A 12,774-nucleotide genomic window follows, 5' to 3' on the forward strand; every position below is an offset into this window, starting at 1 on the left:
GTTTCGTACCGGTAACGGGAATTGGGAGCGCTCTTTTTCCCGCTTCCGGTACGAAACGGGAGCTTGTAACGGCTGCACCCCACGATCGGGTGGGGCGGGGCGTAGGTTCTGGGCATGATCACGCGGACGGTCACCGGGGCGGACTGGGACCACGACGACCTGACCGGGCTGAGCTTCGAGCGCGTGGCGTTCGTCGACATCGACCTCACCGAGGCGGTCGGCACCGGAGCCACGTTCACGGAGTGCACCTTCCGCGACTCGCTGTTCAACGTCTCGCAGCACTCCGGCTCCGCGTTCCTCAACTGCGTGTTCACCAGGTGCGATCTCTTCGACGCCACCTTCACCGACTGCAAGTTCGTCGGCAGCCGCTTCGACCGCTGCGCCTTCGGCCTGACCAAGGTCGTCGGCGGGGACTGGTCCTTCGTCGCGCTGCACGGCGCCGACCTGCGCAAAGCCTCCTTCACCGGAGTGCGCATGCGCGAAGCCGACCTCACCGGCGCGCGCTGCCAGGGCGCGACCCTGCACCGCGTCGACCTCTCCTGCGCGGTGCTGGACAAGGCCAACCTGGAGCGATGCGACCTCCGAGGCAGCGACCTGTCCTCAGTGGACCCCTTGACGGTGTCGTTGAAAGGCGCCCTCATCGACCCCGACCAAGCCATGGTCCTCGCCGCGGGACTGGGCCTCCGCTTCAGCTGAGGGTGGAGCGGCTACTCGGTGCGCCGGTGGATGAGCAGGGCGAGGCCGTCGAGGATGCGCTCGATGCCGAACTCCAGGCCCTGGTCCTGAGCGCCACCCTCCGCAGCCGAAGCCATCGCTGAGCACACGGCCGGGAAACGCTCACCGTGCTCGCGCAGCACTCCGGCCATGAGCGCAGCCGCATCACGTTCGGGGCGCTCGGTGGTGCCCTGCTGCGCCATCAGCCGAACGTGGCCCGCGACCAGCGCGACCGCGTCCATCCGCTCACCGCCGTCGAGCCCGGTGTCCTCCAGCGCGAGCAGCGCCGACTCCAGCCAGCCGATCTCGCACGGTCCGAGCACCCGGGGCCCCACCGTGGCCTCGACCAGCCAGCGGTGCGCCCGGAAACCGGTGAACATCCGCATCGCCCACTCGCGCAGCCGCTCCCGCCAACCACCCGGAGCCAGCACGGGCGGCTCACCGAGCGCGCGGTCGATCATCAACGCCACCAGCTCGGCCTTGCCCGGCACGTAGCGGTAGAGCGCCATCTTGGTGGAGGTCAGCTCGTCGGCGACGCGCTGCATCGACACCGCGCCCAGTCCCTCGGTGTCGGCGACGGCCGTCGCTGCGCGCACCAGCTGGTCCAGGGTCAGCGTCGGGCGGGGGCCGCGACGAGGCTGCGTTTGACGGGGGCCCAACAGACCCTTCCACAGCAGCTCTACCAGCGGTTCTTGGTCTCTTCCCATGGCCGGGGCTACTCTACGCGGCAGAAACTGCGTCCGCCGGACGCAATTAAATCGGGGGAGAGATCGATGACCAACCGATCCGTGCTCATCAGCGGGGCGAGTGTCGCCGGACCCACGCTCGCGCACTGGCTGGGCCGTGCGGGCTTCGAGGTGACCGTCGTGGAGATCGCGCCGAAGCCGCGCGGCGGCGGCAACGCGGTGGACTTCCGAGGACCGGCGCACCTGACCGTGTTGCGGCGCATGGGAGTTCTCGACGAGCTCCGCGCGGTGCAGACGGGTGGCAGCCCGATCACCTTCGTCGACGAGCGCGACAGGGTGCTGCTGCACCTGCCCGGCGAGTTCGCCGGCGGCGAGGTCGAAGTCCTGCGCGAAGACCTCTCGCGCATCCTCATCGAGCACAGCCGCGACCACGCGGAGTACGTCTTCGGCGACTCGATCAGCGCGATGACCGAGACCCGGGACCGCGTGCAGGTGCGCTTCGGCAGCGGCACCGACCGCGAGTTCGACCTGGTGGTCGGCGCGGACGGCATCCACTCCGGTGTGCGCGGGCTGGCCTTCGGGCCGGAGCCGGAGTTCGTCAGCTTCCTCGGCTACCACGTCGCGTGCTGGGAGCTGCCCAACGACTTCGGCGTCACCTCCGGCTCCTTCGCGCACAACGCGCCCGGCCGCATGGCGAGCTTCGGCGTCGACCACCGGGACAGCTCGAAGGCGGGCGCGATGGTCGTCTTCGCCTCGCCCGAACTGGAGTACCACCGCCGCGACCTCGACCGGCAGAAGCAGTTGATCGCCGAGGCCCTCGCGGGCATGGGCTGGCGGGTGCCGGCGCTGCTGGACTCCTTGGCGCGGGCGGGGGAGCTGTACTTCGATTCGATCAGCCGATCCGACGTGCCGAGCTGGTCCAAGGGGCGGATCGCGCTCGTCGGCGACGCCGCCGCCGGGGCGACGCTGGGCGGGATGGGCACTGGCGCCGCGGTCGTTGGCGCCTACGTGCTCGCCGGAGAACTGTCCGCATCGGACGGTGACCACCGCGCCGCGTTCGCGCGCTACGAGCGGAGACTTCGGCGCTTCGCGGAAGGTTGCCAGAAGGGCGGCAGTCGAACCGGCAAGTTCCTGGCCCCCAGAACGGGTTTCGGCCTCGCCGCGCGCAACCGGCTGCTGAGCAGGTCAACGCTGATGAAGCTGATGCTCAAGGCGGGCAAGGACACCGGCGACCGGGTCGAACTCGCCGACTATCCGCTTGCGGCATAAGAACTTTCTCTTTGAGTCCGGCCCCCGCTGGCCGCTAGTGTCCGCCACCATGCCCCCCAATCGAGTGAAGCGCGTGGTGGCGGCCGGAGTGGTCGTGGCAGCGGTGAGCGTGATCCCGCTGAGCACCGCGGGCGCCGCTCCCGACCCGAGCACCGCCTCGGAAGCGCTCAAACAGCTCAAGGCGCTCAACGAGGAGGCCGAGCGGCTCACCGAGGCGCTGCACAAGGCCAACGACGACCTCAAGGCCAAGGAGGGCGATCTCGCCAAGGCCAACGACGAGCTGACCAGGGCCACCACCGCGGGGGAGACGGCACGGCGGCAGGAGGGCGAACTGCGCGTGCACGTCGACCAGATGGCCAGCTCCGCCTTCCAGGGCTCGCGGATGAACCACATCAGCGCGCTGCTGCTGAGCAAGTCCCCGCGCGAACTGCTCGACCAGCTGTCCATGACCGACCTGATCACCGCCGAGAACAAGGCCGCGATGGACCGGCTCAACGCCACCATCGCGCAGGCCGGGGCCGCGGCGAAGAAGGCCGACGAGGCCAAGGCGAGCGCGGCCAAGGCGGCCGCGGCGGCCAACGGGATCAAGCAGAGCCTGGACGCGCGCACGAAGGAAGCCAACGCCAAGCAGGAGAAGGCAGAGCAGCACCTCGCCCGGCTCAGCCGCGCCGAGCGGGACAAGCTCTCCGACGCCGGACTGGACATCGACCTCTCCGACCTGCCCGAGGGTGGTATCGGCGCCGCCGCGCTGCGCCACGCGATCACCCAGCGCGGCAAGATGTACGGCTGGGGCAAGTCCGGGCCCGAGCGCTTCGACTGCTCCGGCCTGGTGATCTGGGCCTTCGGCAAGGTCGGCGTCTCCCTGCCCCGCTCCAGCGCCCAGCAGGCCCGCGTCGGCACGCCGATCCCGACCGGCAACCGCGGCGCCTGGAAACCCGGTGACCTGCTGTTCTTCGCCCACCCCGGCGAGGGCGTCAGCCACGTCGCGATCTACGTCGGCGGCAACACCCAGTTCCACGCCTCGCAGGCCGGAGAACCGCTGAAGTACAGCAACGTGCAGAGCAACCTGGTCGGAGTCCGCCGCATCGGCTCCTGACCGGCTGCGAAGATCACGCCGTGTTCAACGCCGAGTACCTCGCCGACCCGCACGCGCACAACGCCAGGTTGCGTGAGGCCGCGCCGAGCCACCGGATCGCGCTCCCGGACGGCTCGGCCGCCCGCCTGGTCTGCCCCTACGAGCTGGTGCGCGCCGGGCTGGCCGACCCCGAGCTGTCGTTGGACAAGAAGCGTTCGCGCGGCGGCTACGCGGGGTTCTCCCTGCCGCCCGCCCTGGACGCCAACCTGCTCAACATGGACCCGCCGCAGCACACGCGCATCCGCCGCCTCGTGACCAAGGCGTTCACCGTGCGGCGGGTCCAAGAGCTGCGCCCGCGCGTGGCCGAGCACGCGGAATCCTTGGCGGACAAGCTCATCTCGCCGTCCGACCTGATCGCCGAGTACGCCACACCGATCCCGTCGGTCGCGCTCGGCGCGCTGCTCGGCGTCTCCGCGAGCGACCAGGACGCCTTCTCCGCGCTGATCGGCCGCATGCTCGTCCCGGAGCACCCGCGCCAGCTGCCCGCCACGATCGCGGAGATCACGACGTTTCTCGCCGACCTCGTCGCGGCGCGCACGCGCAGTCCCGGCGAGGATCTGCTGTCGGAGCTGACCACCTCCGAGCTCAGCCGCGACGAGCTGGTGTCGCTGGCTTTCCTGTTGCTCGGCGCGGGCGTGGAGAACGTCCAGAACACCATCGGCACGGGGATCTTCCTGCTGCTGAGCCATCCTCGGCAGCTGACCGATCTGCGCGCCGAACCAGGGCTCCTGCGCGGCGCGGTCGAGGAGATCCTGCGCCACGACCCCGTCAGCCCCTTGGCGATCCGCCGTTTCGCCCTGTCCGACAGCGAGCACTGGGAAGCGGGGGAGACCGTGATGTTGAGCCTCGCGGCCGCCAACCGCGATCCCGCGCGCTTCCCCGATCCGGACCACTTCGACGTCCGCCGCACCGACAACGCGCACGTGACGTTCGGCCACGGCGTTCACCACTGCGTGGGCGCCGCACTCGCGCGCATGGAGGTCGAAGTCGCGATCAGCGCGCTGCTGCGCCGTTTTCCCTCGCTGACGCTTGCCGTGCCGGTGGAGGAACTGTCCTGGCGGACGTCGTTCCGATCCCGCTCGCTCAGCGCGCTGCCAGTGCTCCTGGAGTGATCAGGCGCGCGTCCGCTGTCCCGTTGTTGAGCCACGTGAGCATGACTTCGTTGAACAGATCGACGTCCTCGACGTTCCAGATGTGGTGCATGCCGGGCGCGAGCCTCAGCTCCGCGCGCGGCGCGACCCGGGCGAGCGTCGCCAAGGAACGGCGTGCCGTCGCGCTCTCCTTCTCGCCCGCGATCGCCAGCAGAGCACCCGAGAACTCGCTCAGGTCAGCGGGTACGCCGCCCGCGTTGACGTCGGCGAACATCGCGGCCGCGGTCTCACGCCGCACCGACAGACCGTGGGTGACGTAGCGCTCGCGCGCCTCCTCCGGTAGCCCCATCGCGGTCGCCAGCCCACGCCAGAACCACGGCGCCCGCCAGAACGCCAATTGCAGCCGAACGGTCGAGCGCGTCCCGACGCCAAGCCGCTCCAGCAACGCTCCGGTGACCAGCGCCGACCGAACTCGCCCAGGATGCCTGGCCAGCACGCGCAGCGCCGTCATCGCGCCCAACGACAGCCCGACGAGATCGAAGGGACCGTCAACACCGAGCTCGGTCACACGCGCCACAACGTCATCGGCCGCCGCGTCCAAGCCGGGCCAGTCCTCGCCGACCCGCGCCCCGAAGCCCGGCAGGTCCGGCGTGATCACCAGCCGGTCGGTCAGCGCGGGCAGCTGCGGCTCCCACATCCAGTTCGCGACGTTGCCACCGTGCAGCAGCACCAGCGGACGCGCGGCTCCGGACGTGGTGGTGGGGGCGTGCACCTCGGGGAATCCGCTCATGTCAGCTCCTCCTCGGCCGCGTCGAGCCAAGCCAGCTCGGTGCGCAGGTGCGCGATCCCGTTGTCCAGCGTCACCAGGCGCAGCCGGGCGCCACGATCGGTCGCGGAGTTCTCCGCGCGCAGCTGCTCGTAGCGCGCCAAGCGCTCGTGCACCGCTTCGCGACGCCCCGCGAACAGCGACCGGAGCCCGTCCTCGTCGAGCCCGGCGCCGAAGAACACCCGCGCCAGGAACGGGTCGCGCTCGGTCTGGCGCTCTGGTTCGCTCGCCAGCCACTCCGCCAGCGCGGCCTCCCCGGCAGCGGTGATGCGGTGTTCCTGGCGATCCGGCGCCCCCGACCCCGCCACGGTCTCGACCTCCGCGTGCCCGTCCGCGACGAGCTTGGCGAGGGTGCGGTAGATCTGCGCCTTGTCCGCCGTCCAGAAGTGCCCCGCGGTCGAGTCGAAGTGCCGTTTCAGGTCGTAGCCGGTCATGGGCGCGATGGCCAGCAACCCCAGGATGATGCGCGCGAGAACCATGCCCCTAGTAGACAAATCGCCTAGTCGACTTGTCAACTACTGTACGCGGGCGAAAAAGGGCCGTCGGCCCGCCTCGCGCTGGGGGTCGCGATGGCTGGCCGACGGCGGTCCGGGGAGCGGCGCGCGCCGCGCGCTCGGGGTGGGCTGCGGGAGGAGCCCGGCGCGGTGCGCTGAGAGCGCTCAACCCGGACACACTACGACAACGTGAGCCGGGTTCGCGCTTGTTCCCGCAGGTAACGCGCCTCACACGAGGGTGGGCACCGTGTTCCCGGAGCGCTCGATCGCCTTCCGCACGTTCACCATCGAGATCAGGATGATGCCCAGCACGAAGAAGATCATCAGCGACAGGATGGCGTAGCGGAACGAACCCGTCGCCTGGCCGATGCCCGCGTAGAGCATCGGGCCGAGCCAGGACGTGGAGCGCTCGCCGATCTCGTAGAGGGAGAAGTACTGCGCCTCCCGGCCCGGCGGCACCATCTGGCTGAACAGCGACCGCGAGAGCGCGTTCGTCCCACCCAGCACGAAGCCGATGCCGACCGCCACGCCGAAGAACTGGAACATCTCCCCGGCCTCGACGAAGAACGCCGCCGCCAGCACCACGATCCACAGCGCCAGGCTGATGATGATCGTCCGCTTCGCGCCGATCACCCTGGCCGCCATGCCGTGCACGACACCGCCGATGAACGCGACGAACTGGGTCAGCAGGATCGTCGCGATCAGCACGTCCTGGTCCAGCTTCAACTCCAGCCGACCGTACTGGCCCGCCACGTTGGCCACGGTGGAGATGCCGTCGGTGTAGATCAGGTACGCGCCGAGGAAGGCCAGCGTCAGCGGGAACGCGCGCGCGGCGGTGACCGTGGAGCGCAGCTCGCGGAAGCCGTCGATGATCACGTTGGTGCCCGGATCGCGCTTGGCGGGCGCGCGGTGCCGCTTGAGCCTGCTCAGTGGGACCAGGGTGAAGCCCGCCCACCAGATGCCGGTGATCAGGAAGCACAGCTGCACGGCGGTGCCCTGCTCGATGCCGACCTGCTCGTGCAGCAGGAACAGCACCAGCTGCAACGCGAGCGCGAGCCCGCCACCGAGGTAGCCGAAGGCCCAGCCGCGCGAGGACACCGCGTCGCGCTCGTCCGGATCGGCGATCTCGGGCAGGAACGCGTAATAGACGACGATCGAGGCGCCGTAGCAGATGTTGCCCAGCACGAACAGGATCGCGCCCAGCTCCCAGTTGGAACCGGAGACCAGCGCCAGCGCCATCGTGGCCGCCGAGCCCGCGAAGGCGAACCCGGCCAGCATCCTGCGCTTGTTCTGCGCGCGGTCGGCGATCGCGCCGCTGATCGGCAGCACCAGCACCTGCACGACCGTGGCGACCGAGAGCAGGTAGCCCCACAGCGAGCCCGCCGGGATCTGGAGCCCGAACGCCACGATGTCGCAATTGCGGAGCGTGTCGTCGTTGGGGCACGGGGTGGGCCCGTTGAGCGCGGTGTCGGCCTGGGCGGCGGTCTGCGCGATCGTGGTGAGGTAGATCGACAGGAACACGGTCGACACCGAGGTCGGGAAGACCGAGTTGGCCCAGTCGTACCAGATCCAGCCCCGTTGCTCGCGCTTGCGCGCGACCGGGTCGGGGTCGGCGACCGTGGCGGCGTCGTGCTCCGTGCTCATGAATCCCTCCCGCCGGGAGTGATCCAGAACACCCGGCACGCGGACTGTACTGGGCCGACCGGACGCCGGTGACGACGCGGGTCGACTCGACCACCAATCGCTACCTCCCCGTTCCCCACCCCTCGATCGCGGCACTCCGGTGGTGGGTTCGGCCCGGCGCCCTTACGGTCCCCGTTTATGTTCTTGGTGCGCCTGTTAGCGCTGGTCGGGCTGCTGATCGTCCTGTGGTCCGGCGCCGCGTCGGCCGATCCGAGCGTGGGCGACTGGCAGCGGCTGCGGATGTGCGAGTCCACCGACCGCTACGAGACCAACACCGGCAACGGCTACTACGGCGCCTACCAGTTCGACCTGCCCACCTGGCGCAGCGTCGGCGGCGCCGGGCTCCCGCACCAGGCCTCCAGGGCCGAGCAGGACTTCCGCGCGCTCTACCTCTACCGCATGCGCGGGTGGCAGCCGTGGGAGTGCGCGGGCAAGCTCGGCCTGCGCGATGACCGCGACGCCAGGACCAAGCGCCAGCCGAGCTACGCCGAGTCCGCCTACATCGGCAACCACCCGGGTTTCCCGCCGTGGCCGGGCAAGGTCTACGACTACGGCGACTGCGATCCGGCGCTGCGCGCGTGGCAGCTGCGGATGAACGCCTTCGGCTACAAGTTCCAGGGCACCGGCTGCTACTTCGCCGAGACCAAGGACGCCGTGCTCGCGTTGCAGCGGGCCAACGGCATCAAGGACTCCGGCCTGCTCGGGCCGAAGACCTGGGACGCCGCCTGGAACGGCAAGCGCCCGAGGTAGTTCTCCAGCCCCGACCACCTCGTGCGCCCGCCTCACCACCACCGGCCTCCACACCACGTGCCGCAAGATCAACGCCGCGTTCGGTCCGCCGTACTCCCTGAATGACTCATTCAGGACGCTCAAGTACCTCAATGAGTCATTCAGCGCGTTGGCCGCGCGCCTCGAGGAGGGTTTGGGGTGGTTGACGATGATCGAGAGGGGGGTTGGGCGTACTTGAAGACACCCCAACCCTCGGGCGCCCAAGTACCTGAATGACTCATTCAGCACGTTGAGCCACATGAACGAGTCATTCAGTGCGTTCACGTTGGCGAACGAGTCATTCAGGCGTTAAGCGGGGGCCCAGGTGTTGCGGCGGCGGAAGAGGTCTCGGAGGGTGTCGGGGCGGTCGGTGACGAGGCCGTCCACGCCCATGTCGAGCAGCGCGGCCATCTCGGCGGCGGTGTCGACGGTCCAGGCGTGCACCTCCAGCCCCAACCTGTGCGCGATCCTGATCAGTCTGTTCTCGATCACGGTCACGCGACCGCGCCGCACGGGCAGCTGAGCGAGCTGGCCGCGCACGGCGGAGCGCACGGGCAGCACGGGTAGGCGCGCGGCGGCCCAGAGCGCGCCTGCGGATCGGCTGCCGAGTGCGGTGAGCAGGCGAGCACCGCCGCGGAGCCGCATCCGGTTGAGCCGCTTGTCGGCGAAGGAGGCCAGGCAGACGCGGTGCCACGCGCCGAGGCGGTGGACAACGCGGAGCACGGGGTCCACGGCGGTGTCGGACTTGACGTCGATGTTGAAGAAGGTGTCCGGCAGCTCTTCGAGGACGTCCTCCAAGCGGCTGACCTGCTCGCGACCGGCGATCTTGGCCTTGCCGACCTCGGCCCAGCGCTGGGTGGAGATCAGGCCGGTGCGGTCGGTGGTGCGGTCCAGCAGCGCGTCGTGGTGCACGACCACGACGCCGTCGCTGGTCGCGTGGACATCGGTCTCGATGTACTGGAAGCCCTCGGCCGATGCGCGGCGGAAAGCGCTCATCGAGTTCTCCATGCCGGCGAGGTCGTCGACGTGCCAGCCGCGGTGCGCGAAAGCCCTCGGATAGGGGCCGTCGAGGTAGGGATGGGTGCGTGCCACCCTTCGAGTGTGCCTGGGCGGCGTGGCGCGGGGGTGTCGGCCCGGTATCCGGATAGCGTCACCTCCCGTGCGGGCGGGTAGCGAGGGCACCGGCTGGGGCAGGCGTCCGGAGGCGCGGCACTGCGGGTGGTGCGGTCAGCGGTTGGCGGACGGCGAGGGGCGCGGCAGACCCCGCCGGTACTGCGGGCACTCCTGCCGCCAGCGCGCCTACGAACGGCGCGCGGCCATGCAGCGCGGGGGCCTGCCGGAGGACGCGGTCGTGCTCTCCGCCGCCGAGCTGGCCGATCTGCAGGACCGGTTGTTCCAGCTGCGCTGCGCGGCAGAGGACGTGGTGACCGCCGCTGAGGACGGCGCGGACAGCGGCGAGCTGCGCAGGATGGCCGCCGGTCTGGTCCAGGAGGCCAAGGGCTTGGAGCGGCTGCGCTAGAGCCACCGGAGGGTTCTTGGTGCTTTGGAGACCAGCGGGGACGCCTGGTACCTGTATCAAGAACTGGCAACGTTGGGCCCTTGCCCACGGGTGCACCGGGCGGCGACCATGGCGCTCAGCGGCGAGGAGGCGTTAGGTGTCGGACGACGGTGCGGCGCAGTTCGCGGTGCTGCGGCACACGGACGTCGGATTTGCGGTGACCGACGGTGCTGGTCGGTTGCTGTGGGTGAACGCTGCCCTGGCGACGCTGCTCGGCATCCCCGAGGACGGCGCCGAAGGGCGCTCGCTGCACGCGCTGATGCCGGGAGTCCCCGACTGCCCGAAGGCCGGGATGGTCGCGCTGCTCGCGCCCTCGGCCCGCCCGCAGGGTCACCGCTGGCTGGAGGTCAGCTGCACGCAGCTCGATGACTCCGAGAACTTGCTCTACCGCGCGATCGACGTGACGGCGTGGCGCTCGCGCGAGCTCGAAGCCACCCAGCAGGCGCAGGCGCTGCACCGCGCGCAGATGCTCGGCCGCATGGGCAACTGGGAGTGGTACCTGCCCGACGACCGCGTGGTCTGGTCCGACGCGCTGCTGGACCTCGTCGGCCACCCGCCCGGCACCGAGCTGGACTACGCCGCCTACCTCTCGCTGATCCACGAGGACGACCGCCCGGAGTTCCAGCGCGTCGTCGAGCGCGCGCTGCGCACGGGCGGGCAGTTCACCTACACGCACCGGATCAGCCGCGCCGACTGCGGCTCCGAGCTGGTGTTCGAGTGCTTCGGCGAGGTCGTCAAGGACGACGCGGCCCGCCCCGTGCGGATGCTCGGCACCGCCCACGACGTGACCCAGTCGCACCGCCTGCACAGCGAGCTGCTGCGACTGTCCGAAGAGGACCCGCTGACGGGGCTGCCGAACCGGCGCGCGCTCACCAGGGAGCTGGAACGGCAGCTCGCGGCGGGCAGCTCGGGCGCGCTGCTGTTGCTGGACCTGGACAACTTCAAGGACGTCAACGACCTGCGCGGGCACGCCGTCGGCGACCGCGTGATGCGGACGCTGGCCGCCAAGCTCACCGGCCAGCTCGGCCCCGGCCAGCTGCTCGGCCGCCTCGGCGGTGACGAGTTCGCCGTGGTGCTGCCCGACGTGGACACCGCCCAGGCCGCCGCGCTCGCGGAGAAGCTGGCTGCGGGCATCTCCGCGCTGCCGGTGGTCACCGGAGCCGCCGCGACCAGGATGACCGCCAGCACCGGCGTCGCGCCCTTCGGCGACGGAGCCGGGTGGGAGGACGTGCTGGCCAACGCCGATCTCGCCCTCTACGCCTCGAAAGCCGCTGGTCGCAACAGGGTCACCGTCTACGAGCCCGGTCACTACGCCGACACCGTCAAGCGCGTGTCCGTGCTGGACCGCCTGCGCTTCGCACTGGACAACGACGGGTTCGCGCTGCACGCCATGCCGATGGTGCACCTGCGCACCGGGCGCATCCTCGGCTACGAGCTGCTGCTGCGCCTGGAGGACGGCGACGGCCCCGCGCCCGGCCCGGCGGAGTTCCTGCCCGAGGCCGAGCGCTCCGGGCTGGTGCTCGACATCGACCGCTGGGTGCTGGACAAGGCGCTGGACACGCTGGTCAAGCACCCCGACTCCGACCTGCGGTTCAACGTCAACGTCTCGGGCCGCACGCTGGAGGACGCCGACTTCGCCAAGTTCGTGCTGGACCGGCTGGTCGCCGCCGGGGTGACGCCGGGCAGGCTCGGCCTGGAGATCACCGAGACCGCCGCGATGACCAACCTCGACGCCGTGCGCGACCTGGCCGAACAGCTGCGCGCCACCGGCTGCCGGATCACCCTGGACGACTTCGGCGCGGGCTTCGGCTCGTTCGTGCACCTCAAGCACCTGCCGATCACCGGACTGAAGATCGACGGCGAGTTCGTGCGCGGGATCGACCGGGGCACCAGCGACGCCGTGCTGGTCAGCGGCATCCTGGAGATCGCGCGCGGCCTCGGCCTTTCCACGGTCGCGGAGTGGGTCGAGCGGCCGTCGCAGGTCGACGCGCTGGCCAGGCTCGGCGTCCGGGTCGGCCAGGGCTTCCACCTCGGCCAGCCCACACCGCTCAAGGACATGCTGCGCCACCGACGCGAGCACCAGATACCCACCGACGCCGCCCACGGGCTGCCGAGTCGCAGGGCAGGTCGATGACCTTCAGCACGCGCATCGCCGTTCGCGGCTACGAACTGGACACCCAGGGGCACCTGCACGGCGCGATCTACCAGGACTACGGCGAGCACGCGCGCTGGGAGATCCTGCGCGAGGCGGGCGCTCCCCAGGAGAAGCTGCTGGCCAGCGGCGTCGGCCCGGTCATGCTGGAGATCAACATCCGGTACCTGGCCGAACTCGGCGCCGGGGACGAGGTCGACGTGACCTGCGAGTTCACCTGGGGTGCGGGCAAGACCTTCCGGATCGACCAGCAGATCGTCCGCGCGGACGGCGTGCTCGCGGCCGAGATGCGCGTGATCAGCGGCCTCATGGACCTCGCGCTGCGCAAACTCGTCGCCAACCCCGCCGAGAAGTTCGCCGAGATCGTCGAGAACCCCTCCGTCCTCGGCCTCTAGCAG

General features: G+C 70.4%; 13 protein-coding genes. 8 read left to right on the top strand and 5 right to left on the bottom strand.

The features are described 5' to 3' along the window. Positions 1 to 114: 114 nt before the first annotated feature. Entirely contained in the window at positions 115 to 696 is a 582-nt protein-coding gene (locus tag CCN37_RS30810; RefSeq protein ID WP_086827595.1) for a pentapeptide repeat-containing protein, read from the top strand. 11 nt (positions 697 to 707) lie between these two features. On the opposite strand, the gene CCN37_RS30815 is transcribed toward CCN37_RS30810, so the two are convergent. Further along, positions 708 to 1,310 carry a TetR/AcrR family transcriptional regulator gene (locus tag CCN37_RS30815; protein WP_246843406.1) on the bottom strand — a complete coding sequence of 201 codons (603 nt, stop codon included), beginning with the start codon at positions 1,308 to 1,310 and terminating at the stop codon, positions 708 to 710. Positions 1,311 to 1,487: 177 nt separating this feature from the next. On the opposite strand from CCN37_RS30815, the gene CCN37_RS30820 reads away from it, so the two are divergent. Genes CCN37_RS30820 through CCN37_RS30830 form a run of 3 tightly spaced genes read left to right on the top strand, consistent with a single transcriptional unit; the run spans position 1,488 to position 4,916 of the window. Further along, on the top strand, positions 1,488 to 2,669 hold the full coding sequence (locus tag CCN37_RS30820) for an FAD-dependent monooxygenase (RefSeq protein ID WP_086827599.1): 1,182 nt from the start codon (positions 1,488 to 1,490) through the stop codon (positions 2,667 to 2,669). A 49-nt stretch (positions 2,670 to 2,718) separates the two neighbouring features. Beyond that, positions 2,719 to 3,765, top strand: a complete 1,047-nt coding sequence (locus CCN37_RS30825) for an NlpC/P60 family protein (protein ID WP_143261881.1) — start codon at positions 2,719 to 2,721, stop codon at positions 3,763 to 3,765. 20 nt (positions 3,766 to 3,785) lie between these two features. Beyond that, complete coding sequence (locus CCN37_RS30830) at positions 3,786 to 4,916, top strand: cytochrome P450 (protein ID WP_210408290.1); 1,131 nt, start codon at positions 3,786 to 3,788, stop codon at positions 4,914 to 4,916. Here the strand turns inward: CCN37_RS30830 and CCN37_RS30835 are convergent. From CCN37_RS30835 to CCN37_RS30845, 3 genes are all read right to left on the bottom strand, one after another. Then, positions 4,888 to 5,685 (bottom strand): alpha/beta fold hydrolase, encoded by a 798-nt coding sequence (locus CCN37_RS30835; RefSeq protein ID WP_086827606.1) that lies wholly within the window; start codon positions 5,683 to 5,685, stop codon positions 4,888 to 4,890. The genes CCN37_RS30830 and CCN37_RS30835 overlap by 29 nt on opposite strands. Continuing rightward, positions 5,682 to 6,200 carry a PadR family transcriptional regulator gene (locus CCN37_RS30840; protein ID WP_086827608.1) on the bottom strand — a complete coding sequence of 173 codons (519 nt, stop codon included), beginning with the start codon at positions 6,198 to 6,200 and terminating at the stop codon, positions 5,682 to 5,684. The genes CCN37_RS30835 and CCN37_RS30840 overlap by 4 nt, the downstream gene beginning before the upstream one ends. 243 nt (positions 6,201 to 6,443) lie before the next feature. Then, positions 6,444 to 7,859, bottom strand: a complete 1,416-nt coding sequence (locus tag CCN37_RS30845) for an MFS transporter (protein WP_086827610.1) — start codon at positions 7,857 to 7,859, stop codon at positions 6,444 to 6,446. 177 nt (positions 7,860 to 8,036) lie between these two features. Between CCN37_RS30845 and CCN37_RS30850 the strand changes: the two genes are divergently transcribed. Further along, positions 8,037 to 8,648 carry a transglycosylase family protein gene (locus CCN37_RS30850; RefSeq protein WP_086827613.1) on the top strand — a complete coding sequence of 204 codons (612 nt, stop codon included), beginning with the start codon at positions 8,037 to 8,039 and terminating at the stop codon, positions 8,646 to 8,648. 327 nt (positions 8,649 to 8,975) lie between these two features. Here the strand turns inward: CCN37_RS30850 and CCN37_RS30855 are convergent, their stop codons facing one another. Continuing rightward, positions 8,976 to 9,758: a glycerophosphodiester phosphodiesterase family protein gene (locus CCN37_RS30855; protein WP_086827616.1), complete on the bottom strand. Its 783-nt coding sequence runs from the start codon at positions 9,756 to 9,758 to the stop codon at positions 8,976 to 8,978. A gap of 67 nt (positions 9,759 to 9,825) precedes the next feature. Between CCN37_RS30855 and CCN37_RS30860 the strand changes: the two genes are divergently transcribed. The 3 genes from CCN37_RS30860 to CCN37_RS30870 all read left to right on the top strand — a co-directional run bounded on the left by CCN37_RS30860 (position 9,826) and on the right by CCN37_RS30870 (position 12,771). Then, entirely contained in the window at positions 9,826 to 10,185 is a 360-nt protein-coding gene (locus tag CCN37_RS30860; RefSeq protein WP_086827618.1) for a hypothetical protein, read from the top strand. Between the two features lie 136 nt (positions 10,186 to 10,321). After that, a complete protein-coding gene (locus CCN37_RS30865; protein WP_246843407.1) occupies positions 10,322 to 12,358 on the top strand; it encodes a bifunctional diguanylate cyclase/phosphodiesterase in 2,037 nt (678 codons plus the stop codon). Beyond that, positions 12,355 to 12,771, top strand: coding sequence for a thioesterase family protein (locus CCN37_RS30870; RefSeq protein WP_086827620.1), 417 nt, complete (start codon positions 12,355 to 12,357; stop codon positions 12,769 to 12,771). Before CCN37_RS30865 ends, CCN37_RS30870 begins: the two co-directional genes overlap by 4 nt. Positions 12,772 to 12,774: the final 3 nt, after the last annotated feature.

Origin of the sequence: Allokutzneria sp. NRRL B-24872 (genome assembly GCF_002155965.1) — a bacterium.
In the GTDB taxonomy this organism is placed as follows: domain Bacteria; phylum Actinomycetota; class Actinomycetes; order Mycobacteriales; family Pseudonocardiaceae; genus Allokutzneria.